The organism is Duganella lactea, assembly GCF_009857505.1.
In the GTDB taxonomy this organism is placed as follows: Bacteria; Pseudomonadota; Gammaproteobacteria; order Burkholderiales; family Burkholderiaceae_D; genus Rugamonas; species Rugamonas lactea.
Genome location: NZ_WWCP01000017.1, coordinates 52,395 through 74,288 on the forward strand (window position 1 = coordinate 52,395; position 21,894 = coordinate 74,288).

General features: G+C 64.6%; 31 protein-coding genes. 16 read left to right on the top strand and 15 right to left on the bottom strand.

Going from position 1 to position 21,894, the window contains the following annotated elements:
- Window positions 1-78: 78 nt before the first annotated feature.
- Window positions 79-876, bottom strand: coding sequence for an RNA methyltransferase (locus GTP44_RS15070; RefSeq protein WP_161020070.1), 798 nt, complete (start codon window positions 874-876; stop codon window positions 79-81).
- A gap of 160 nt (window positions 877-1,036) precedes the next feature.
- On the opposite strand from GTP44_RS15070, the gene GTP44_RS15075 reads away from it, so the two are divergent.
- From GTP44_RS15075 to GTP44_RS15100, 6 genes are all read left to right on the top strand, one after another.
- On the top strand, window positions 1,037-1,819 hold the full coding sequence (locus GTP44_RS15075; protein ID WP_161020122.1) for an inositol monophosphatase family protein: 783 nt from the start codon (window positions 1,037-1,039) through the stop codon (window positions 1,817-1,819).
- A 136-nt stretch (window positions 1,820-1,955) separates the two neighbouring features.
- Window positions 1,956-3,350 (top strand): DEAD/DEAH box helicase, encoded by a 1,395-nt coding sequence (locus GTP44_RS15080; protein WP_161020071.1) that lies wholly within the window; start codon window positions 1,956-1,958, stop codon window positions 3,348-3,350.
- A 99-nt stretch (window positions 3,351-3,449) separates the two neighbouring features.
- Entirely contained in the window at window positions 3,450-4,229 is a 780-nt protein-coding gene (otnI, locus tag GTP44_RS15085) for a 2-oxo-tetronate isomerase (RefSeq protein ID WP_161020072.1), read from the top strand.
- 69 nt (window positions 4,230-4,298) lie between these two features.
- Window positions 4,299-5,060: a hypothetical protein gene (locus GTP44_RS15090; RefSeq protein WP_161020073.1), complete on the top strand. Its 762-nt coding sequence runs from the start codon at window positions 4,299-4,301 to the stop codon at window positions 5,058-5,060.
- 9 nt (window positions 5,061-5,069) lie between these two features.
- On the top strand, window positions 5,070-5,492 hold the full coding sequence (locus GTP44_RS15095; RefSeq protein ID WP_161020074.1) for a hypothetical protein: 423 nt from the start codon (window positions 5,070-5,072) through the stop codon (window positions 5,490-5,492).
- 46 nt (window positions 5,493-5,538) lie between these two features.
- The gene (locus tag GTP44_RS15100) at window positions 5,539-5,913 is read left to right on the top strand and encodes a TraR/DksA family transcriptional regulator (protein WP_161020075.1); all 375 of its coding nucleotides are present in this window, start codon (window positions 5,539-5,541) and stop codon (window positions 5,911-5,913) included.
- Here GTP44_RS15100 and GTP44_RS15105 read toward each other — a convergent pair.
- The 4 genes from GTP44_RS15105 to GTP44_RS15115 all read right to left on the bottom strand — a co-directional run bounded on the left by GTP44_RS15105 (window position 5,910) and on the right by GTP44_RS15115 (window position 8,164).
- The gene (locus tag GTP44_RS15105) at window positions 5,910-6,272 is read right to left on the bottom strand and encodes a hypothetical protein (protein ID WP_161020076.1); all 363 of its coding nucleotides are present in this window, start codon (window positions 6,270-6,272) and stop codon (window positions 5,910-5,912) included. The genes GTP44_RS15100 and GTP44_RS15105 overlap by 4 nt on opposite strands.
- A gap of 36 nt (window positions 6,273-6,308) precedes the next feature.
- On the bottom strand, window positions 6,309-6,527 hold the full coding sequence (locus GTP44_RS27205) for a hypothetical protein (protein ID WP_202424088.1): 219 nt from the start codon (window positions 6,525-6,527) through the stop codon (window positions 6,309-6,311).
- 29 nt (window positions 6,528-6,556) lie between these two features.
- Window positions 6,557-7,423, bottom strand: a complete 867-nt coding sequence (locus tag GTP44_RS15110) for a M90 family metallopeptidase (RefSeq protein ID WP_160992416.1) — start codon at window positions 7,421-7,423, stop codon at window positions 6,557-6,559.
- 114 nt (window positions 7,424-7,537) lie between these two features.
- Window positions 7,538-8,164, bottom strand: coding sequence for a winged helix-turn-helix domain-containing protein (locus GTP44_RS15115; RefSeq protein WP_229256631.1), 627 nt, complete (start codon window positions 8,162-8,164; stop codon window positions 7,538-7,540).
- A gap of 290 nt (window positions 8,165-8,454) precedes the next feature.
- On the opposite strand from GTP44_RS15115, the gene GTP44_RS15120 reads away from it, so the two are divergent.
- Window positions 8,455-9,498, top strand: a complete 1,044-nt coding sequence (locus tag GTP44_RS15120) for an OmpA family protein (RefSeq protein ID WP_160992415.1) — start codon at window positions 8,455-8,457, stop codon at window positions 9,496-9,498.
- Between the two features lie 51 nt (window positions 9,499-9,549).
- On the top strand, window positions 9,550-10,398 hold the full coding sequence (locus tag GTP44_RS15125) for a YihY/virulence factor BrkB family protein (RefSeq protein ID WP_161020077.1): 849 nt from the start codon (window positions 9,550-9,552) through the stop codon (window positions 10,396-10,398).
- Here GTP44_RS15125 and GTP44_RS15130 read toward each other — a convergent pair.
- A complete protein-coding gene (locus tag GTP44_RS15130) occupies window positions 10,384-11,565 on the bottom strand; it encodes an AI-2E family transporter (RefSeq protein WP_160992413.1) in 1,182 nt (393 codons plus the stop codon). The two genes, GTP44_RS15125 and GTP44_RS15130, sit on opposite strands and share 15 nt — an antisense overlap.
- Before the next feature lie 59 nt (window positions 11,566-11,624).
- Window positions 11,625-11,939, bottom strand: coding sequence for a BON domain-containing protein (locus tag GTP44_RS15135; RefSeq protein WP_160992412.1), 315 nt, complete (start codon window positions 11,937-11,939; stop codon window positions 11,625-11,627).
- A 214-nt stretch (window positions 11,940-12,153) separates the two neighbouring features.
- On the opposite strand from GTP44_RS15135, the gene GTP44_RS15140 reads away from it, so the two are divergent.
- From GTP44_RS15140 to GTP44_RS15150, 3 genes are read left to right on the top strand one after another with little or no spacing between them, the layout of a single operon-like run.
- Window positions 12,154-12,594 carry a glycine zipper 2TM domain-containing protein gene (locus GTP44_RS15140; protein WP_161020078.1) on the top strand — a complete coding sequence of 147 codons (441 nt, stop codon included), beginning with the start codon at window positions 12,154-12,156 and terminating at the stop codon, window positions 12,592-12,594.
- Window positions 12,595-12,637: 43 nt separating this feature from the next.
- Window positions 12,638-12,790, top strand: coding sequence for a DUF3309 domain-containing protein (locus GTP44_RS15145; RefSeq protein WP_160992410.1), 153 nt, complete (start codon window positions 12,638-12,640; stop codon window positions 12,788-12,790).
- Window positions 12,791-12,805: 15 nt separating this feature from the next.
- Complete coding sequence (locus tag GTP44_RS15150) at window positions 12,806-13,129, top strand: hypothetical protein (RefSeq protein ID WP_161020079.1); 324 nt, start codon at window positions 12,806-12,808, stop codon at window positions 13,127-13,129.
- A 31-nt stretch (window positions 13,130-13,160) separates the two neighbouring features.
- On the opposite strand, the gene GTP44_RS15155 is transcribed toward GTP44_RS15150, so the two are convergent.
- The 6 genes from GTP44_RS15155 to GTP44_RS15180 form a co-directional block, all read right to left on the bottom strand.
- The gene (locus GTP44_RS15155; protein WP_161020080.1) at window positions 13,161-13,538 is read right to left on the bottom strand and encodes a hypothetical protein; all 378 of its coding nucleotides are present in this window, start codon (window positions 13,536-13,538) and stop codon (window positions 13,161-13,163) included.
- Window positions 13,539-13,547: 9 nt separating this feature from the next.
- Window positions 13,548-13,931 (bottom strand): phage holin family protein, encoded by a 384-nt coding sequence (locus GTP44_RS15160; protein ID WP_161020081.1) that lies wholly within the window; start codon window positions 13,929-13,931, stop codon window positions 13,548-13,550.
- Window positions 13,931-14,233, bottom strand: a complete 303-nt coding sequence (locus GTP44_RS15165) for an ElaB/YgaM/YqjD family protein (RefSeq protein WP_160992406.1) — start codon at window positions 14,231-14,233, stop codon at window positions 13,931-13,933. Before GTP44_RS15165 ends, GTP44_RS15160 begins: the two co-directional genes overlap by 1 nt.
- 62 nt (window positions 14,234-14,295) lie before the next feature.
- Entirely contained in the window at window positions 14,296-14,841 is a 546-nt protein-coding gene (locus tag GTP44_RS15170) for a ferritin-like domain-containing protein (protein ID WP_161020082.1), read from the bottom strand.
- 29 nt (window positions 14,842-14,870) lie between these two features.
- Window positions 14,871-15,764: an OmpA family protein gene (locus GTP44_RS15175; protein ID WP_161020083.1), complete on the bottom strand. Its 894-nt coding sequence runs from the start codon at window positions 15,762-15,764 to the stop codon at window positions 14,871-14,873.
- A gap of 19 nt (window positions 15,765-15,783) precedes the next feature.
- Window positions 15,784-16,170 carry a DUF4398 domain-containing protein gene (locus tag GTP44_RS15180; RefSeq protein ID WP_371867228.1) on the bottom strand — a complete coding sequence of 129 codons (387 nt, stop codon included), beginning with the start codon at window positions 16,168-16,170 and terminating at the stop codon, window positions 15,784-15,786.
- 129 nt (window positions 16,171-16,299) lie between these two features.
- Here GTP44_RS15180 and GTP44_RS15185 point away from each other — a divergent pair, with 129 nt between their 5' ends.
- Together GTP44_RS15185 and GTP44_RS15190 are read left to right on the top strand one after the other, a co-directional pair.
- On the top strand, window positions 16,300-18,288 hold the full coding sequence (locus GTP44_RS15185; RefSeq protein ID WP_161020084.1) for an AsmA family protein: 1,989 nt from the start codon (window positions 16,300-16,302) through the stop codon (window positions 18,286-18,288).
- Window positions 18,289-18,395: 107 nt separating this feature from the next.
- The gene (locus GTP44_RS15190; protein ID WP_160992401.1) at window positions 18,396-18,620 is read left to right on the top strand and encodes a YMGG-like glycine zipper-containing protein; all 225 of its coding nucleotides are present in this window, start codon (window positions 18,396-18,398) and stop codon (window positions 18,618-18,620) included.
- 148 nt (window positions 18,621-18,768) lie between these two features.
- Here GTP44_RS15190 and GTP44_RS15195 read toward each other — a convergent pair whose 3' ends face one another.
- Window positions 18,769-19,488, bottom strand: a complete 720-nt coding sequence (locus tag GTP44_RS15195; RefSeq protein ID WP_161020085.1) for a Crp/Fnr family transcriptional regulator — start codon at window positions 19,486-19,488, stop codon at window positions 18,769-18,771.
- Window positions 19,489-19,595: 107 nt separating this feature from the next.
- Between GTP44_RS15195 and GTP44_RS15200 the strand changes: the two genes are divergently transcribed.
- From GTP44_RS15200 to GTP44_RS15210, 3 genes are all read left to right on the top strand, one after another.
- Window positions 19,596-20,207 carry a glycine zipper 2TM domain-containing protein gene (locus GTP44_RS15200; protein WP_229256925.1) on the top strand — a complete coding sequence of 204 codons (612 nt, stop codon included), beginning with the start codon at window positions 19,596-19,598 and terminating at the stop codon, window positions 20,205-20,207.
- A 78-nt stretch (window positions 20,208-20,285) separates the two neighbouring features.
- The gene (locus tag GTP44_RS15205; protein ID WP_139168812.1) at window positions 20,286-20,432 is read left to right on the top strand and encodes a lmo0937 family membrane protein; all 147 of its coding nucleotides are present in this window, start codon (window positions 20,286-20,288) and stop codon (window positions 20,430-20,432) included.
- A gap of 76 nt (window positions 20,433-20,508) precedes the next feature.
- Window positions 20,509-21,042 carry a DUF3617 domain-containing protein gene (locus tag GTP44_RS15210; RefSeq protein ID WP_229256926.1) on the top strand — a complete coding sequence of 178 codons (534 nt, stop codon included), beginning with the start codon at window positions 20,509-20,511 and terminating at the stop codon, window positions 21,040-21,042.
- Here the strand turns inward: GTP44_RS15210 and GTP44_RS15215 are convergent, their stop codons facing one another.
- Window positions 21,043-21,879 carry a branched-chain amino acid aminotransferase gene (locus tag GTP44_RS15215; RefSeq protein ID WP_161020086.1) on the bottom strand — a complete coding sequence of 279 codons (837 nt, stop codon included), beginning with the start codon at window positions 21,877-21,879 and terminating at the stop codon, window positions 21,043-21,045.
- Window positions 21,880-21,894: the final 15 nt, after the last annotated feature.

Below are 21,894 nucleotides of genomic sequence, written 5' to 3' on the forward strand. Positions count from 1 at the left end.
TTATTTTTTTGTCGTTAGCCGACAGTGTAGGCGGCAAAGTTAGAGGACGGCATCTAACCCGGCGTCAGCGTCGCCGGCTCAGGGGTCCTGCTTGCCGTCGCGGCCGCTCATGTGGCGGGCGATGCCGCGCAGAATGTTGACCTCTTCCTTTTCCAGTTGCGCGCGCGCGAACAGGCGCTTCAGGCGCGGCATCAGCTTGCGCGGATTGCTGGCGTCGAGGAAACCGATGTGCACCAGCGCCTGCTCCAGATGCGCATACATGCCCTCGATCTGCGCAATGCTGGCGGCCTCGCCGTGGAAGCCGACCGGATTGGCATCGCCGACCGGCAGGCGCGGCGTGTGCAGGACGCCGCCACCGTCCAGCACCGCCATGCGGCACTCGTAGGCCAGCACCTGCGCCGCCTGCGACAGATTCAGCGACGAATACTCCGGATTGGCGGGAATGTTGATCAACACATTACATTTCTCGACCAGCTCGTTGGGCAGGCCGAAGCGCTCGTTGCCGAAAATCAGCGCCGCGCGCGCCTCCGGCGGCGCCACCAGTTGCCCGGCGAATTGTCGCGGAGATAACACCGGCGGCGAAAACTCGCGCAAGCGGGCCGACACGGCGGCGGCAAAGTTGACGCCTTGCAGCGCCTCGGCGATGCTGCCGACCACCCGCGCCGCCGCCAGGATATCCTGCGCGCCACTGGCGAAGGCCACCGCTTCCGGGTCGTGCAGCGGGTGGTCGCAGCGCGGCGTCACCAGCACCAGGTCGCTGTAGCCCATGGTTTTCATGGCCCGCGCCACCGCCCCGATATTGCCCGCGCGGCTGGTCTCGACCAGAATAAATCGCAGTTGGTTGAAAAGATTCGTGTTGATTTGGGGCAGGTTCATTTAAAATAGCGCAATCGCGCGGTATTGATCCGGAAATTCCAGCAGAATTCTACCTGTTGCTGCCGCCCCGCTCTTTGTCATTTTGTCTCCTGTCGTGCCGCCGGGCTGGAAATCCCCCGGTGGGCGTTAGCATTTTTATACGGAAAAGCCCATGCATCCAATGATCAACACGGCGGTGAAAGCCGCGCGCCGTGGCGCCGCTGTCATCAACCGCGCTTCCTTCGACCTTGACCGCGTCATCGTCACCGAAAAAAACCACAAGGACTTCGTCACCGACGTTGACCAGGCCGCTGAACAAGCGATCATCGAAGTGCTGTCGAAAGCCTATCCCGACCACGCCTTCCTGGCGGAAGAATCCGGCGCATCGGCCAATGCCCACGACGAGGCGGAATACACCTGGATCATCGACCCGATCGATGGCACCACCAACTTCATGCACGGCTTCCCGCAATATTCGATCTCGATCGCGCTGTCGCAGCGCGGCGTCATCACCCAGTCGGTGGTCTACGACCCGGTGCGCAACGACCTGTTCACCGCCACCAAGGGCGCCGGCGCCTACCTGAACGAAAAACGCATCCGCGTCGGCAAGCTCGACCGCATCGCCAACGCCCTGCTGGCCACCGGCTACCAGACCGGCAGCCCGAAGGCGCTGAAAGAATACCTGGAAATGTACGGCGTCATGGCCGAGCGCACCCAGGGCATCCGCCGCGCCGGCAGCGCCGCGCTGGATCTGGCCTACGTCGCCTGCGGCCGCCTGGACGGCTTCTATGAAAAAGGCCTGAAACCGTGGGACATCGCCGGCGGCGCGCTGCTGGTGACCGAAGCCGGCGGCATCGTCGGCGAGTTCAGCGGCGAATCGGACTACCTGTACAAGGGTGACGTCATCGCCGCCAGCCCGAAAATCTTCGCGCAGATGGTGGGCCTCCTCACCCCCTACGCATAAGCCAGCGCATGCCGTGATAGAGGGGAGCCGCGGCTCCCTTTTTTGATCGCAGGTTTTATTTCCGTATTGAAACAAGCTGTTATACTGAAAACCTGCGGCAACCGCCCCACCTGTAGAATCTTTACGTAAAGTTAATATGTCTTTTTCCTCTCTCGGTTTGTCCGACGCCCTGATGCGCGCGGTTAGCGAAACCGGCTACACCACGCCGACGCCCATCCAGCAACAGGCCATTCCCGCCGTCCTCAACGGCGGCGACCTGCTGGCGGGCGCGCAGACCGGCACCGGCAAGACCGCCGGCTTCACGCTGCCGCTGCTGCAGCGCCTGTCGACCGACGCGGTCGGCGCCAAGCTCACCAGCAACAATTCGCCGCGCGCCATCCGCGCCCTGATCCTGACCCCGACCCGCGAACTGGCGGCGCAGGTCGAGGAAAGCGTGCGCATCTACGGCAAGTACACCAAGCTGAACTCGGCGGTGATCTTTGGCGGCGTGGGCATCAACCCGCAGATCAAGCAGCTCAAGCACGGCGTCGACATCCTGGTGGCGACGCCGGGCCGCCTGCTGGACCACATGGACCAGCGCACGGTCGACCTGAGCAAGGTCGAGATCCTGGTGCTGGACGAAGCCGACCGGATGCTCGACATGGGCTTCATCCGCGACATCCGCAAGGTGCTGGCCGGCCTGCCGCCGAAGCGCCAGAACCTGCTGTTCTCGGCCACGTTCTCGGACGACATCAAGGCGCTGGCCGACGGCCTGCTGAACAAGCCGGCGACGATCGAAGTGGCGCGCCGCAACTCGACGGTGGAAATCATCGCCCAGAAGATCCACCCGGTCGACCGCGACAAGAAGCACCCGATGCTGGCGCACCTGATCAAAACGCACCAGTGGAGCCAGGTGCTGGTCTTCACCCGCACCAAGCACGGCGCCAACAAGCTGGTGGAACAGCTGGAGAAGGACGGCATCGGCGCGATGGCGATCCACGGCAACAAGAGCCAGTCGGCGCGCACCAAGGCGCTGTCCGAGTTCAAGGACAACAAGCTGCAAGTGCTGGTGGCCACCGACATCGCCGCGCGCGGCATCGACATCGACCAGCTGCCGCACGTGGTCAACTACGACCTGCCGAACGTGCCGGAAGACTATGTGCACCGCATCGGCCGTACCGGCCGCGCCGGCGCCACGGGCGAGGCGGTGTCGCTGGTCTGCGTGGACGAGCACGACATGCTGAAAGACATCGAAAAGCTCATCAAGCAAACGCTGCCGCGCGAAGTCATCCCGGGCTTCGAGCCTGATCCGACCGCGCGGGCGCAACCGATCCAGCTGCGCAGCGGCGGCCCGGGCCACCGCAACGGCGGCGGCGGCGGCAACCGCAACAGCGGCGCCCCGCGCAAACCGGGCGGCGGCAATGGCAACGGCGGCGGCAACAAGCCACGCTCGGCCAGCGGCAACGGTGGTGGCGCGCGCAGCGGCGGCGGCGGTGGTGGCAATGCCCCACGCGCGGCAGCCCAGCACCGCAGCGGCGGTCGCGGCCGCTAACAAAAAACGGTGTCAGGTCTGACAATCGCACACGGGCTCAACTGCTACGCAGTTGAGCCCGTGTGCGATTGTCAGACCTGACACCGGACCTTTATTGCCATGCCTAAGTTTGCTGCCAACCTGTCGATGCTGTACACCGACGTCCCTTTTCTGGACCGCTTTGCCCTCGCCCACGAGGCGGGCTTTGAGGCGGTCGAGTTTCTTTTTCCTTATGCCTTTGCGCCACAGCAGATCGCCGAACGGCTGCGCCGTTATCAGCTGAAGCTGGTCTTGTTTAATTTGCCCGCCGGCGACTGGCAGGCCGGTGATCGCGGCATGGCTTGCGATCCGCGCCGCTTGACGGCGTTCCGGGACAGCGTCGATGCCGCACGCGACTATGCCGCCGAACTGGGCGTCCAGCAGGTGCATTGCATGGCGGGCCGGCTGCCGGATGGCCTGGCGCACTCCTTGGCCCACGCCACCTATGTCGATAATCTGCGCTATGCGGCGGCGCGCCTGGCGCCGGCCGGCGTGCGTGTGCTGATCGAGCCGATCAATTCTTTCGATATGCCCGGCTATTTCCTCAACCGCAGCCGCCAGGCGCTGGATGTCATCGCCGAGGTCGGCAGCCCCAACCTCTTCCTGCAATACGACATCTATCACATGCAGCGCATGGAGGGCGAACTGTCGGCAACCATCCAGGCCCACCTGCCGCTGATCAAGCACATGCAGATCGCCGATACCCCCGGCCGCCACGAACCCGGCACCGGCGAGATCAATTACCGCCACCTGTTCGCGCTGATCGACCGCCTCGGCTATGACGGCTGGCTCGGCTGCGAGTACCTCCCGGCCGGCGACACCAACGCCGGCCTCGGCTGGCGCGAGGCGCTGACCACTTAGTCTGCGCTCGCGCAACACGCGCCGCGCCGCCCCGCGCCACAATCGTCCCACTCATTTGTGGGGGGATCCATGAAACGTCTTTGTCTGCTCCTGTGCCTGCTGGCCCTGCTCACCGGCTGCGCCAGCAGCACGCCGCGCATGGCGGCGGTGCGCGCCTTCGCCGCCGACGCGCCCAAGCTCGGCGCCTACCACGAGCTGACCGAGCGCTACCGCAACACCTATCAGCGCCAGCAGCCGTACATGTATCCGGCCGCCGACGCCCGCGAGCAACTGCTGGACGCGCGCCGCCAGCAAGCCTGCGACGATTTCGTCAAGCTGCAATACGGCCTGCAAGCCTATATGCGGGCGCTGGGCAAGCTGGCCGGTGACAACCAGTACGATCTGGAGGACCAGGTCAAAAGCATCGGCAGCGGCATCAAGGCCTGGCCCGATAGCGGCCTGGAAGACCGTCACGTCAACGCCTACGCCGGGCTGACGCGGCTGGCGGCGCGCGCCCTCACCCGGCCGCTGCAGGAGAACACGGTCGACCAGTTGCTGCGCGAGGGCAGCGCGCCCATGCAACAGGTGCTGGACGCCATGGCCACGCTGCTGCGCCTGTACAGCAAATCCAGCGACAACGAGGAGGACCTGGTGCTCGGCATGCTGGAATCGGAAATCCCCTTCCTCGACGCCAACCGCAAGCGTCTGCTGCTGGCGCTGGCCAAGGCCAAGCAGCAAGAAAAACAGGCCGAGTTCCGCCTGATCGGCCTGCGCTTCACGCTGGCCCGCAACAACCTCGATCTGATCGCGCAAAAACAGCGCGCGCTGCTCGACCACCTGCCCGCCGACTAAGGAGCCGTCATGCCCGACCCGCAACCACCCAGTCCCGAAGCGCTGGCCGATACGCTGTCGGCCTGCGCCGACGCCCTGCACCGGCGCCTGATGCGCGCGCTGCGCCAGCCCACACCCGACGCCCCGCTGCCCGGCATTTCGCACCCGGTGGCGCAGGCGCTGTTTGACAGCGAGGTGCAGCTGCGCCAGCGCGCCAACCTGCTCTACCTCGACGCCGCCGTGCAGGCCGGCGGCCACCTGGCGCCGCAGCGGCAGGCGCTGGCCGAGCTGGCCGCGAAGGCGGAACAGATCATCGCCTGCGTCGACCGCGTCAAGGATCTGGCCGACCTCGCCGGCGAACTGATCGGCGCCGGCGCGGCCATCGCCAGCGGCAAGCCGGAACACATCCTGTCGTCGCTGGAAAAACTCAAGCACCACATCGAGGCGCTGTAGAACGATTCGCCGCCGCGCTAGTCCAACGCCCTAAGGAGCACGCGGCATGAACGGACTGGACGACGAACAATGGCAGACCTTGCAGGCACGCCTGGAGCAGGCCCGCGCCGCGCTGCTCAGCCAGCTTGCGGACGACCTCGACCGCAGCACCGACCTGCGCACGCCGCTGCCGCATCAGGCCGAGGCCTCGCCGGCCGACAACGCCAGCCAGCGCACGCTGCACGCCGCCGTGCACGAGGCGGCCACGCTGACCGCGCGCCAGCTGGGCCATGTGCGTCGCGCGCTGGCCAAATTCGACGACCAGCGTTATGGTTTGTGTGAAAGTTGCGGCGAGCCGATCGGCTATTCGCGCTTGAACGCCCGCCCGGAAGCGCGTTTTTGCATCCATTGCCAGACGCGGTTGGAGCAAGCGCGGCGCTAGTCGTCGCTGAGCCAGGGCTGGCTGCGGATCTTGGCCACCTGCCGCTGCGCCATCAGCCGCCACAGCTGCAAGGCGTCGGCCTGCCGCGCGACGGTCATGGTGCGCGGCGCGGCCAGCGCGATTTCGCAATCGCGGTCCGACCACTCGGCAAAGCGCACGGCGCCGCCGGCCGCCACTTCCATCTCGTACATCAGGCCGTCGTCATAGCCGAAACGCAGCACCGCGCTGCCGGGACCGCCGTCGGGATCGCCCATCTTGCCGCTGTAGACGTCGGCCAGGGCGGCCGCCATCTGGGCTTCGGACGGCGCCGCAACGTCGCGTCCGTCCGGACGTGTGAGTACTAGCCATGCCTGAGTCATTGCCGCCTCCGCGCTCGGTGTGATGTCGTGGAGCTATCATACCGAAAATTGCTCTTGGCGCAGGCATCGTCGCCGATAAGCAACAAGGGCGGCGGCTGGCATGGCGGCCTTGCGTGGCGGCTGGACATTGCTGCCGTCCTCGTCCGGCTCGCCGCGTTCCTTCATCTTGTTCAGGCTGTACAGCGAGCCGACGTGGGCGCTGCCCTGCACCACGCCGGGCAATGCCAGGCGCGCATCGGCGATTTCATCCTGCAACTGAAAATAGCCTGCGATACATCCGCCGTTCACCAGCCGTGGGCGTAGCCGAGCGGCGGCTCCGGCGAAGGCGGCGGCGGTGGCGACATCCATTCGCGCGGATCGACGCGGTAGTATTTGAGGAATTCCGCGAACAATTCGGGATAATGCTCGGCCATCTGGTACGGCTTCTCGTAGAAGGTTTCGGTGGCGACGGCGAAGAATTCGGCCGGATTGGTGGCGCCGTAGTGGTCCATCACCGCAGGCTGACGGTACATGGCATGCCAGCGCAGGTTCTGGTAGGCGCGCGACAGCACTTCCGACCATTCGCTGTAGCTGGCGGGATTACCCAGGTAAGGCGCGCCGTTGGCGCGGCCCGATTCGCTGTCCAGCTGATGGGCGAATTCGTGCAGCACGACATTGTGGCCATCGGTCCAGTCGCCGGCGCCGCGCCGCACATCGTCCCAGGACAGCACCACGCGGCCATCGTCCCACGACTCGCCCAGCATGCTTTGCCTGCCCGGCGTGACCACGCCGCCCGGCCCCACCTCGGCGCGCTGCGCCACGAATTCCGTCGGATACAGCAGGATGGTGTGCAAGGCCGGATACACCTTGCTTGGCCGGTTCAACAGCAGCATGCACGCCTGCCCGGCGATGGTCACCGCCATTTCATCGGTGACCTCCAGCCCCTCGCAGCCGACAAACTTTTTTTGATGCAGGAACTGCACCACCATGCGCCGCAATTGCTGCTGCAAATCGGCAGGCATGCCGCTGTAGACGGGGATGTTGCGCCGCAGGATATCCTCGGCCTCGGGCGGCAAAGGCCGGGCCAGCACCCGCCGCAGACGCCAGCGCGGGTAGATGAAGGGCAGCGCGATCGCCAGCGCCGACAGGCCGATCCAGATCAAAGCTTCCATGTGCGGCGGGGTCCGTAAGATGTCATGCCAGCCAAGGTGGGGCTGCATATCAACATTTCAATACGAAAACAGCCGGCGCATGCGCCGGCTGTTTCTGCTCCCCTTGCGGGCAGTTTATTCCGCTTTTTGCTGCGACGGCGCGCTGCCGAACAGTGCCGCCACCAGCGGATCGCGCATCACCGGGCCGCGGTTGACGCGGATCGCGTAGTGGGTGTCGTCGGCCAGAATGTGGAAGTGACGGCCGCTGCCCGCCATCGCTTGCTCGCGCAGGCCCGGACGCTCCTTGCGCGGTGGCGCGCCTTCACGCTTCGGCTGGGCGATGGCCGCGAGGAAGGCGGCGATGCGCTCCGGGTCCGGCGTCAGCTGGTAGACCGCCTTGCCCAGGTAGGTGGCGGTGCCCTCGACGTAGCGGGCCAACTCGATCACGCCGGCTTCGCGCAGGTCGCGGATGTATTTGCGGGCGCCGGAGGGCGAGAATTTCAGGAACCAGGCGATTTCGTCGGCCAGCATCTCGTGCATGGACAGCTCGGCAATCAGTTTTTGCATGTTTTCAATACGGCGCAGCGTGGCCGAGGTCGAACGCACCCGCTCGATCGACGCCATCGACAGGGCAGGCTTGCGGTCCAGCGGCGCAGGCGTCGAGCGCGCCATCATCACCAGGCGCGCCGTGGTGGAATGCATTTCCGGCGAGGCTTTCATCTCGTTCTGGACCATGGTTTGTTGTTTGCTGACTGCGTGCATGGGATCACTCCTTAAATTTAATGCGCGAATTGGTACGGCTTGACCCACAGAATGCCCGCTCGCGCCCCCACAGTCTGTGCGTCAACGAACATTAGTGAAGCATCACTGGTGTTTAAGGTCGGACACGCGGTGTTGGGATAAGTTTCAGGAAATGTGACGGATTTGATACACCGCAAAGTTTGGTGCGGTAGCGAACGGAAGACCCGCACCATGTCCCCTAATCTTCGGTCCAACAGCGATGCAACAACATTGCTGGCAATGAAATCTTTTAAACATAACGGGAGCACCCTGTGAATAAATCCAAGAAAATCGCCTTAGCCGCAGCAGCACTTTGCGCTTCGTTCTCCGCCATGGCCCAGCAAGACCCGGTCATCAACCCGTCCTGGTACATCCAGCCGAGCGTCAACGCCGTCAAGCCGGACAAGGATTTCGGCGCTACGGACAAGACCGGCTACGGCGCCGGCCTGAAATTCGGTAAGGCCGTCAACGAAAACTGGGATATCCAGACCGGCTACACCTATGGCCGCTCCCGTGAAAACGGCCAGCGCTACCAGCAGGAAACGCTGGGCGTGGACGGCCTGTACATGTTCTCGCGCAAATCCTTCCGTCCCTTCATCCTGGTCGGTGTCGGCGCGGAACGCGACAAAGCCAACCTGATCGGCGACATCGAGCGCCGCAAAACCTCCCCGTACGTCAGCGCCGGCCTCGGCTTCCAGGCCGACCTGAGCGAGCGTGTCGCCTTGCAGGCCGACATCCGCAACGTGCACGGCTTCATCCGCGGCGATGAATTCCCGAACAGCAAGAGCAACAACTACTACGCGACCGTCGGCCTGAACATCGCCTTCAACGCGCCACCGCGTCCGGCACCACCTGCGCCGCCAGCACCGCCAGTGGCCGAACCACCACCACCGCCACCAGCGCCGCCAGCACCACCGCCACCACCACCAGCGCGCTTCGAGAAGGTGACGATGTCGGCCACCGAGCTGTTCGGCTTCGACAGCGCCAAGCTGAATCCAAACCAGCCTAAGCTGGACGAGATCGCCAACGTGCTGAATGCCAACCAAAGCATCAACGACGTCACCATCTCCGGTTACGCCGACCGCCTCGGCAACGACAAGTACAACCAGAAGCTGTCCGAGCGCCGCGCCAATTCGGTCAAGGACTACCTGGTCGCCAAAGGCGTCGCCGCCAACCGTCTGACCGCCGTCGGCAAGGGCGAGTCGAATCCAGTGGTTGAGTGCCACGACAAGAAACGCGCCGACCTGATCAAGTGCCTGGAGCCTAACCGCCGCGTCGAGGTGGAACAGATCACCATCGAACGCCGCGTGCAATAAACCCTCGTCACCACAGCCCCGCAACCCTGGTTGCGGGGCTTTTTTCTTTTTATGACTAAAAAAATGCTCTTCTCGGTGCTGAAATGCACCGTTCTCGAATGGTTTGAACACCGCGGCAGCAGCATGGGCGCGGCGTTGGCGTTTTATACGCTGTTCTCGCTGGCGCCGGTGCTGATCCTGGTGCTGGCGATCGCCGGCTGGTTCTACGGGCCGCAGGCGGCGCAGGGCGAACTGTTCGCGCAACTGCGCGGCCTGGTCGGCGCGCAAGGCGCGGAAGCGATCCAGGCGGTGCTGGCCGGCGCCCGCAACAAGGAACAAGGCCTGCTGGCAACGCTGATCGCCAGCGCCCTGCTGCTGTTCGGCGCCACCACCGTGTTCGCCGAGCTCAAGGCCAGTCTGGACGCCATCTGGCAAGTGCCGCCGCTGACCCGCGGCACCGCATGGGACACCGTGCGCACCCGCCTGCTGTCGTTCGGCATGGTGCTGGTGCTGGCGTTCCTGTTGATGGTGTCACTGGTGGTCAGCGCGGCGCTGACGCTGCTGGAGAAGTTATGGGGCAGTTACTGGACCGACGCCGGCATGGTGCTGACGGCGATCAATATGGCGATCAGCTTCGCGGTGATCGCGGCGCTGTTCGGCGTCATCTTCAAGATGCTGCCGCGTGTAAAGCTGTCGTGGCATGACGTGAGCATCGGCGCGCTGGGTACCGCCGCCCTGTTCACGCTGGGGAAATATGCGATCGGCGCGTATATCGGCAACAGCGGCGTGGCCGGCAGCTTTGGCGCGGCCGGCTCGATGATCGCCTTGCTGCTGTGGGTGTATTACTCGGCGCAGATCTTCTTCGTCGGCGCCGAGTTCGCAAGGCAGTATGCCTTGCAGCTGGGATCACTCGCCAAGTAGCTCGGCCAGCACTTCCATCCCCTCAACCCGCTCGGCCACCACCTTGACGATGACAATCACGGGTACGCCGAGCAGCAAGCCCCAGACACCCCACAGCCAGCCCCAGAACAGCAGGCTGACAAACACCGCCGCCGCGTTCATGCGCGCGAAGCGACCGGTCATCCAGGTGGTCACGATGGTGCCGATCAGCGTGGCGATGGCCAGCGAGATGCCCATCACCAGCAAGCTCATCTGCAAGGACTCGAATTGCAGGAACGACACCAGGCCGGTGGCGATCATGATCAGCAACGGGCCGAAATACGGCATCAGGTGCAACAGGCCGGCGACGATGGCCCAGGCGCCGGCGTTCTCCAGGCCGATCCAGCGCAGCGCCACCCACATCAGCAGCGCCAGCGCGGCGTTGGTGACCAGCAGCATCAGCATGTATTTCTGGATCGAGGTGTTGATGTCGTCCAGGATGTGCACGGTGATCTTCTTCTTGGTCAACGACGGCCCGGTCAGCTTGACCAGCTTACGCTTGAAGGTATCGCCGGACAGCAGCAGGAAAAACACCAGGAACACCACCATCGTGGCCTGACTCAGAAACCCGGCCACCCCCATCGAACCTGCCCAGATCCAGTCCATCACCGGGAACACCGACGGCGCCGCCGAGGCCGCCGCACGGCGCGCCGCGCGCCGCTCCTGGGCGTTGGCGGTGGTGGCTTGCTGCAATTCGCTGGCGACGTCCTGGATGCGCTGTATGGCGCTCGGCCCGCCGCTGTGCAAATGCTGCTGCAGCAGACGCGACAGCTTGTGACCGGCGGTCGGCAGCTCCTCCATGATCGCCTGGAACTGGCCCTGCACCTTGTCGACCACCAGCACCGAGCCCCCCAGGATGGCGGCGGTCACCAGCGTCACGCCGATCACGCGCGGCAGGCGCAGGCGCTCCAGCCAGCACACGAGCGGACTGAGCATGTAAGTCAGCAGGATCCCGAGCAGCAGCGGCACCAGGAAGTCGCGCGCCCATTGCAGCGCCCAGACGAAGGTCACGGTGGCGATCACGCCCAGCGCCAGGCCGCGCGCGTTGACATGCAGGGGAAGACGGGAAGGCAGGATGGGGTGGTGAATCTCAGCGTCGGCGTGGACCGCCTGTGCTTGAGTCGGTGGAAGATCGACAGGCTGGTTCATGATGACTCACAAAGAGGACGCCGGCGCGCGCCGCCGCGGACGCGCGCCAGTCGGGGGGATTACTTGACGTGCAGGTCGTTTTTCACGGCGGTCACGCCTTTGACGCCACGGGCCACCTGGCCGGCTTTGGCGATGTCTTCAGGCTGGGCCACGAAGCCGCTCAGCTGCACGGTGCCCTTGAAGGTTTCGACATTGATTTCGGTCGATTTCAGGGTCGGCTCGTTGAAGATGCTGGCTTTGACTTTGGTGGTGATGACGGAATCGTCGACATACTCGCCGGTGCCTTCTTTGGTCGAGGTCGATGCGCAACCGGTCATGGCGCCCAGCAGCGATACGGTGAACAGGGCAGTAGCGATTTTATGTGCGATTTTCATGGCGATTTCTCCTTGGTGTTGAAATTGAGTTTGTCAGCCAGCGGGACGTTTGTTTGCCGTCTCTGCTACCGATGTCGCCATTAAACGCCGCTTCCCGGCGCTTTACTGTTCGATAGCGTACATAAACTGACACGTGGGCGCTTGGTGCGGAATCGCACAGACCCGGCGTGTGCGGCTGTCTAAGCTGAACCCACACTTTTCCAAGGAGAATCACATGAAACGCACCACGACCTTTGCCGCCGCCCTGCTGGCCGGCGTTGCCGTCCTGAGCGGCTGCGCCAACACCCAACAGCCACAACAGATCGGCTACATCAGCAACGACTCCTCGACCTACGGCACCATCGACTCGATCCAGATCATGCAGGCACGCGGCGGTTCTGGCGTCGGCGCCGTCACCGGCGGCCTGATCGGCGGCCTGCTGGGTAACCAGGTCGGCGGCGGCAGCGGCCGCACCGCCGCCACCATCGCCGGCGCCGTCGGCGGCGCGGTGGTCGGCAACAATGTCGAGAACAACAACAACGCCGGCAAGCAGGAATACCAGATCAGCGTGCGCATGGACAACGGCGATACCCGCATCATCCAGCAGGACAGCGTGTATGACCTGCGTGTGGGCAACCGTGTGCGCCTGATCGACGGCCGCCTGTACCGCTACTGAAAGCTGACCGCGGCCCCGCCGCCACCACTATAAGGAGAACCTCATGGGCACTATTATTCTGATTATCCTGGTGCTGGCCCTGATCGGCGCCCTGCCGACCTGGCCGCACAGCCGCAACTGGGGCTACGCCCCCAGCGGCGTCACCGGCCTGATCGTGGTGATACTGTTGATTATGCTGCTGACCGGCAGACTGTAAACTCGGGAGACTATCATGCACCATCGCATCATCACCGGCGTGATGATGGCGTGCGCGGCGCTGGCCGCGCACGCGCAACAAGACACCACGCCACCGCTCAACGCCCAACTGCAGAAACAGGAAATCGCGCACGGCGATCCGGCGCGCTGGTCGCGGCCGGACCGCACGCCGCAGGAACGGGAACGCACACTGCGCAAGGAAATCGGCGCCGCGCTGGCCGAAGCCAGGCAAGCATGCAAGCAGGTGCCCGCCACCGAGCGCGGCGCCTGTCTGAAGGACGCGCAGCACACCTACCAGGCCGACATGGCCAAAGTGCCGCAACTGCTGGCGGGTCAATAAAACACAAGGGCCGCTATTAGCGGCCCTTGCTTCATTCCGAACGCTGATGCCGCATCAGCCAGGCCACGCCCGCTCCCGCCACCGCCGTCAGCACCAACACCGGCTTGATCAAGCGCTTGCGCGCGATGAACGACCCCACCGTCAACGCATACGGCAACAACGACCTGAGCGACTTGAGATTCAAGCCCCCCAACAAGCCGCCACCACCCGGCTGCAGCAGGCCACCCAGGCGCGCCTGCGCCAGCGCCACCGCATGGTCGACCGCCCCATGCATCAGCGCGTCCGGCTGCAAGGCCTGACCGACCAGCGCCTTCGAATGCACCACCTTGATACGCAGCAGCTCGCCCTCACGGATCAGCCGCTGCTTGTCCGCCGCCAGCGCGGCATCGTCTTCGTGCTTGTTGCTCATGGCCTCTCCTTACACCAGCATGTCACGGTCGGACTTCAGTTCCGCCATGGTCGCCGGCAGCGTCAGCTTGCCGCTACGCAGCATCGCGCGCGCGTACAGGATCAGGCCGATGGTGACCAGCAGGAACACCACGGTGATGATCGGCAGGATCACCCAGCCGATCACCGCCCACGCCAGATAGACGATGGTGATCGAGGCGTAGATCAGCGCAAAGCCGCCCAGCAGCACAGCCAGCGCGAACACCACCACCAGTTGCAGCAGGTGATTGCGCACCTGCGCCAACTCCAGCGCGGCCAGTTCCAGCCGGTTCAGCAGCAAGGCCAGCGCGTTGCGGGTCACCAGACCCAGCGACGCGATCAGGCCCGGCGGACGGGTGCCGTCGTCTTGCGCCATTACTTGCGGCCGATGATGACGCCGATCAGCAGGCCGATGCCGGCGGCGGCGGCGATCGAGCGCCATGGGTTTTCTTTGACGTACTCGTCGGCGTGCTGGGCGGCTTCCTTGGTGGCGGCCACGGCGCTGATCTGGGCTTCATGGGCCTTGGCCAGCGCGGTGTCCAGCACGCGCATGCCGCGGCCGCGCAGTTCGTCAGCCTTTTCGCCGGTCAGCGCGGTGGCGGCGGTGAACAATGCCTGGGCATCCTTGACCAGAGTTTTCACGTCGTTATTCACGGTACTGATGTTTTGTTCCAGCATGATGAGGCTCCTGTTTTGGGTTGTTGATGTGAAAACTGTATAGCAAATCGCCTTGCGCCGTGTCAACCGTGTTCGGTCAACATATCACGCATATCGTCCGCGTGCTCCTCTTCGCTCGCCATGATCTTGATCAAGAGATGGCGCGTTGTGGGGTCGGTGTCGTCGATTTGCTGGATCATCTGGCGGTAGGCCTCGATGGCCACGCGCTCGGCGATCAGGTTGGCGCGCACCATCGATTGTACGTCTTCAGACGCATCATACTCGGCATGGCTGCGTGCAAGCAATGTTGCAGGATTAAAATCAGGATCGCCGTTCAGCTGGACGATGCGCTCGGCCAGCCAGTCGGCGTGCTGCTGCTCCTCGTTGGCGTGCGCGAGGAACTCGGCCTTGATGGCGGCGTTCTCGCGCCCGCTGACGGTGTAGTAGTGGCGCTTGTAGCGGTTGATGCACACCAGCTCGGTCGCCAGCGCGTCGTTGAGCATCTTGATCACTGCCTGGCGGTTGCCCTGATAGCCTGAGGTGACCGCGCCGTCCTCCAGGTTGCGGGCGGCGGCGCGGATGGCCTCGGTATCGATGCCTGCCGGTTGGGTGGGGGTGGATTCAGCCATGGGGTTTTCCTTCCTTGGTAAAAGTCAAATTAACGGCGGTTGGCGATCGGCGTGCCGTTTTGCGACAGCACGATCTCGACGCGGCGGTTCAGCTGGCGGCTGCCGGCGTCGGCATTGCTGGCCACCGGGAACGCTTCGCCATAGCCGCGGGTGGCGATCTTGGCGCTCGGCACGCCCAGGCCGATCAGCGCGTTGCGCACCGATTCGGCACGGCGCTGCGACAATTCGAGGTTGTGCGACGAGGTGCCGGTGCTGTCGGTAAACCCTTCGACCTGCACCACCGCCTGCGGTTCCTGCGCCAGCACGTCGGCCACCTTCTGCGCGGTGCGCAGGCCTTCGGCGCTCAGCTCGGCGCGGTCGACCTGGAACAGCACATCGCTCAGCGTGATGACAATGCCGCGCTCGGTTTGCTTGGCTTGCAGGTCGGCCAGTTGCTGTTGCAGCGCGGCGTTCTTGGCGGCCTCGTCGCGCGCCGAGTTGGCGGCGGCGTCCGCTTGTGCGCGGGCAGCGTCGGCCTCGGCCTTGGCGCGGTCGGCGGCGACGCGGGCGCTATTGGCTTCGGCGGTGCGCGCCTGCAGGCGGATTTCATCACGCTGGCGGGCGGCGCTGGCGACCTCGTTTTCAGCCTGCTTGGCCTTGGCCGCTTCCTGCGCGGTGGCGATCTTCTGCTTGGCGATGTAGGCCAGCTTGTCGATGTCGTCCAGGCTCTCGCGTTTCGCGGCGGCGGTATTGGCGCTGTCCAGCGCGTCCGACGCGGCCTTGAATTCCAGCGGCGCGTTGGCGGCCACCGACGGGTTGCTTTGGGCGGTCATGAAATCGCTGCGCGCCTGGTCCAGCTGACGGGTAGTGGTCGGCGTGGTGCTGCAGGCGGCGAACAGCATCGAGATGGTCAGGGCGGCAGGCGCCAGAACGAATTTTTTCATGGTCGTGATTCCTTATTATTTATTGTTGGTTGGTGGCGTTGGCGCGTGCCAGTTCTTCGCGCAGCAGGCGGATGTTTTGTTGCAGTTCATCGGAGGCGGCGGTGGCTTTGGCCGAATTGGCCTTGCTCTGCGCCAGTTGCGCGTCGGCCGAGGCCTCGGTGGCCAGGTCCTGCGCCGTTTTGTAATCGCGCGCGGCCAGCGCCTGGTTGGCGCGCATCAGTTTTTCACGGGCCGACTGCATCTCGGCCGGGGCCAGGTCGGCGGCGCCGGCGCTGGTGGCGGCCGCCACGGCCTGGCGCGACACGGCCACATCGGCGGTGGCCGGGGTTTTCTCGCTGGCGCAACCGCTCAGACCGACCAGCACGGCCATGCCACACAACAGCTGCCACCGGGTATTCATCGTCATCATTCTTATTCTCCTTAAAAGTTGATGGTACGGTTGACGTTATAGGCGCTTGCCGCCTCAGCATCAGTACGGTGACGCACAAAAAGCCGGAGTGTGTAAAATGATGCAACTCGCGTTTCAAGGTTGACTATGCCCCTGCCCCGCCGTACCCGCATCGCCATCGCCGCCGGCGCCGTGGCGCTGGCCATCCCCGTGATCGCCGTTGTCGCCCTCAACAGCGTCGACTGGAATCGCGCGCGCCCCTGGCTCAACGACAAGATCGGTACGGCCATCGAGCGGCCGTTCGAAATCCGCGGCGCGGTGTCGCTGGCCTGGCGCCAGCACGGCAGCTGGCTGCCGCTGCCGCACCTGGTGGCGCGCGACGTCCACATCGGCAATCCGCGCGGCATGCGCGCGCCGGCCGAGATGGTCAGCGTGGATCAGTTCGCCTTTGCCATCGAGCCGCTGCCGCTGCTGCGCCAACGCATCGAGATTCCGCAGCTGCGCTTCGACAATCCACGGCTGCTGCTGCAACGCGAGGTCGACGGCCGCAACAACTGGACCTTCGGCGACGACGACGCGCCGTCGGCATGGACGCTGAACGTGCACAGCGTGGTGTTCACCAAAGGCACGGTGCGCTACATCGACGCCATCACCCACGTCGACGCCAGCGCCCAAGTCGACACCATCGACGACCCGCGCTACGGCGTGGCCTGGCGGTTGCGCGGCAAGTGGAACGGCCAGGACGTCAGTGGTGGCGGCAAGGCCGGCGCCGTGCTGGCGCTACAACAGATCAAGCCCTACCCGCTCGCGGCCAGCCTCGACGTCGGCGGCACCCGCATCAGCTTCGACGGCACGCTGACCAAGCCGGCCTCGCTGGCGGCGATCGACATGCAACTCAAGTTGTCCGGCCCCAGCATGGCGCGGCTTTACGGCCTGACCGGCGTGCTGCTGCCGGAAACGCCGCCCTTCGCCACCGAGGGCCACCTGAACGGCAACCTCGGCGCCAACGCCAGCCGCTGGGTGTACCAGCAATTCACCGGCAAGGTCGGCCAGAGCGACATCGCCGGCAAGCTGGAATTCAAGACCGGCGCGCCGCGGCCGCTGCTGAGCGGCACGGTGCAGTCCAAGCTACTGCAGGTGTCCGACCTCGGTCCGCTGATCGGCGCCGACTCCAACGCCAGCAAGGAGGCGCGCGGCGCCGACGAACTTCAACCCGGCAACAAGGTGCTGCCGGTGGAAAAATTCCGCACCGAGCGCTGGACCGCGATTGATGCCGACGTCAACTTCACGGCGGCGCAGATCACCCGCGAGCAGAATCTGCCGATCCAGAACCTGACCACGCGGATCCACCTCAAGGACGGCGTGCTGGCGCTGACGCCGCTGAACTTCGACATCGCCGGCGGCCGCTTCACCGCCAACGTCATGCTGGACGGCAGCGGCAAGATCACGCCGGACGCTATCCGCGCCGAGCTGAAGGCCGATGCCCGGCAGTTGCAGCTGAAGCAGCTGTTCCCGTCGATCGACGGCATGCAGGCCACGGTGGGCGAAATCAATGCCGACGTCTCGCTGTCGGCCAGCGGCAACTCGGTGGCCGACCTGCTGGGCGCGTCCAACGGCGAACTGAAAGGCGTGATCAACCAGGGCAGCGTGAGCAAGCTGATGCTTGAAACCATGGGACTGAACATCGGCAGCGTGGTGTTGACGCGGATCGCCGGCGACCAGCAGGTCAAGCTCAATTGCATGGTGACCGATTTTGCCGTCAGCAACGGCGTGATGAAGTCGCGGCTGTTCACGGTGGACACCTCGGAAGCGCGCATCGATATCCACGGCACGGTCAACCTCGGCAACGAGAAGCTGGACCTGACGCTAAAGCCGGACGCCAAATCGGTGCGCGTGATTTCGCTGCGCGCGCCGATCTATGTGCGCGGCACCTTCAAGACCCCGGACGTCAGCGTCGACAAGGGCACGCTGGCCTTGCGCGCCGGCGGCGCGCTGGCGCTGGCGGTGGTGGCGCCGGTGGCGGCGATTGTGCCACTGGTCAGCACAGCGCCGGGTGAAACGCCGGCCTGCCGCACGCTGATCGCGCAACTGGGCGGCAAGGCGGTGGCGCCGCCACCGGGCAATCCACAGCGTTGATGTTTCCCGTATGTGTGATGGCGAACAGAACTGGTTGCCGCTTTGACTTATTCTGACCTCATCGCCCGGGTGCAATACCGCGCCTGGCCTGCCAGAGGAGAAAAATCATGAACAACATCAAGCGTATCGCAGCAACCGCCACCGTGCTGGCGGCCACCCTGGGCCTGAGCGCCTGTGCCAATATGTCGGGCCAGGACAAAAATACCGCCATTGGCGCCGGTGTCGGTGCCGTGGCTGGTTCGGTGCTGACCGGCGGTAGCGCCATCGGCACCGTCGGTGGCGCGGCCGTGGGTGGCGTGATCGGTAACCAAGTGCAGAAGCCACCACGTTAATCTACCACCACCCGCTCACACGTTATTCCCGCGAAAGCGGGAATAACGTTTTGGCGTTTTGGCGTTTGTGGATGATTTGTGGATGATTTGTGGATGATTTGTGGATGATTTGTGGATGATTTGTGGACGTGTTAACGTCCTCGTCGTCTTATTTGTCTTTGAACATTTCGTAGCAGTGGCAGGACGCCGACTCCAGTCCCGCCGAATCCAGAATCTCGATATTGCCACGGCTGTAGGTGATCAGCTTCTGCTGCTGCAACGCGCTGGCGGCCTTGGTCACCCCTACCCGCCGCACGCCCAGCGAATGCGCCAGAAATTCATGCGTAAGGTGGAATTTCTCCGACTGCAACCTGTCCCGCGTAATCAACAGCGAGCGCGCCAGCCGCGCCTCCAGCACATGGAAGCGGCTGCACACGGCGATCTGAATCGCCTGCGCCAGCGCGGTATCGGTATAACGGTGCAGCAAGCGCTGCAACGATTCCATCCGATAAAACTCGGCCACAAAATCGCCCGCCGCCATGCGGTAGGTCCGGCCCGAGCGCTGCACCACCGCGCGCACCTGCGCCAGCTCGTGGCCCAGCACCACCGGCGCGCCGAGCATGCCCTCGCGGCCGATCGAGCCCACCTCCAGCGTCATGCGGCCGTCTGCCACGCCGAGCAGCGACACCAGGCAATCGATGGGGAAATACACATACCGCACTTGCTGCCCCGGCTCCGACAACACCTCGCCGTTGTCGACCCGCACCGTCTCGCATTTTTCAGCAAGCTGGGCCTGATCGTCATCCGGCAGACTGGCCAACAGGCGATTGTTCGCCAACCGCGGCAGCGCGCGGTCGTCGTCGGGGGAATGTGAAATATGAGTATGCATGGAAACAGCTTAGTGGCAATTATTTGCTCTGTATGTACGGTGACGCACGGAAGCAAAACATGTCCCCTCGGAAAATAGCGGCATTCAAAACAAAAAAGGACTTACCCATGGATACGCAAAACACCAAACCTGGCACCCATCCCATCATGATCATCGCCGCCGTTGCGGTGGTGCTGTTCTGCGGCGTGGGCGCCGCCGCCATGCTCGGCTGGCTACCGACCTCCAACGCCAACGTTCCGGACAAGATGGCGGGCATGCCGCCGCCGCAATCGCAGCAGATGGGCTACGCCGACAACGGCGCCCCACGTGCCGCACAGAACACCGCGCCGGCCGTGTCGCAAGGCCGTGGCCAGGCGCAAGAGCAGGAAAGCCGCAACGCCCCATGCAGCAATTGCGGCGTGGTGGAATCGGTGCGGCAGATTGAACATCGTCCGGAAGGCAGCGGCGTCGGCGCGGTCGGCGGCGCGGTGCTCGGCGGCCTGCTGGGCAACCAGGTGGGCGGCGGCCATGGCCGTCAGCTGGCCACGGTGGCGGGCGCCGTCGGCGGCGCGGTGGCCGGCAACCAGATCGAAGGCAGCATGAAAACCACCTACAGCTGGAACATCGTGGTCCGCATGGACAACGGCACCAAGCGCACGATTCACTCGTCGTCGGCACCGCAATGGCGTAACGGCGACGCGGTGCGCGTCGTCAACGGCCAACTGCGTTCGCTGGACTAAGGCACAAGGTTCGGCAGCGTACAGAAAGAAACACTGGTACGACTGATAATAGATCCAACACAACCCGAGGAGATCATCATGCTTTATACCATCGCTGTCGTTCTGCTGATCCTGTGGCTGCTGGGCCTGGTAACTTCCTACACCATCGGCGGTTTCATCCACATCCTGCTGGTGGTCGCCATCATCATGGTGCTGCTGCGCCTGATTAGCGGTCGCGGCATCTAGCGCGGAACCCATCGTTCCAGAGGAAACGGCGCCGGCGGCGCCGTTTTCATTTATGCTGCTGACTCAAGGAGGATTCATGATGAAACGTCTGTTCATATCGCTGACCATGCTGGCCGCGGCGCACGCATCGGCGCAAACCGTCAAGCCCGGCTTATGGGAATTGACCAACAAGATCAAAACCGGCGACAGCCAGACCGACCAGGCGCTCAGCGCCGCGCTGGCGCAACTGGCCGTACTGCCGCCTGATCAGCGCGCGAAAGTGGCCGGCATGATGGCGCAGAACGGCGTGTCGATGCCGCAGGCCGGCGCCGACGGCAGCCTCAAGGTGACCGCCTGCGTCACGCCGGAAATGGCCGCGCGCAAAGAACTGCCGCTGAATCAACAGGGCCAATGCACGTCGCGGCAGGACCCGGTGGCGGGCGGGCTGAACGTGTCGTTCACCTGCACCAATCCAGCCTCCAGCGGCAACGGCCAGATTCGCTTCCAGGGCGACAACGCCTACACCGCGACGATGAACGTCACCAACAACAGCGGCACCGGGCCGCGCAACGCCACCGTCGAGTCGACCGGGCGCTGGCTGGGCGCCACCTGCCCGGCCACGGCGCGCTAGTTACGCGCCGGCCGCGAAGGCCATGTAGCGGTCGCGCGCCAGCGTGGCGATCGGGCCGACCGGCAAGGTGCGGCCTTCGTAGCGCACGCAGGGCGTGACCTTGCCGTAATTGCCGGTGTTGAAAATTTCCACGGCGCTGTCCAGCTCTTCCGGCCGCACGCTGCGCTCCTCCACCGGGACGCCGGCTTGCGCCAGCAAGTCGATCACACGCGCGCGGGTGATGCCGGACAGGAAAGTACCGTTCGGCACCGGCGTCACCACCTTGCCCTCCGGCGTAACGAAGAACAGATTGGCCGATGCGAACTCGGCCACATGGCCGGCGCTGTCGCACACCACCGCGTTGTCAAAACCCCGGTCGCGCGCCTCGCGCAGCGCCTTGCTGGTGTTGGCGTACAGCGATGAGGCCTTGGCGTCGGTCGGCGCCATCAACGCGTCCGGACGGCGCAACGTCGACAGGCAGGCCGAGAAACCGGTGACCGGCGGCATCGGCGCATCGAACAAGGTCAGCGCGAAGGCGCTCTTCTCCGGCACCGGAATCAGCAGGCCGTCAGTGCCGAACACCAAGGGACGAATGTACAGCTCGGCATCAGCCGGGAACTTGGCCACGCCCTCGCGCACCAGTTGCTCCATCTGCTCCACGCTTAGCGGGCAGCGCAAGCCGACCCGCTCGGCCGAGTGGATCACGCGTTGCAGGTGCGGGCGCAGGTCAGGCAGTTGGCCGCGTATCGAACGGGCGCCGTCGAATACGGACGAGCCCAGCCAGACGCTGTGGTCCATGGCGCCAAACAGCGGCGCGTTGCCTTCGGCCCAATTGCCGTTGAAATAAGTGAGGTACATGCGGCGTTCCTGGTC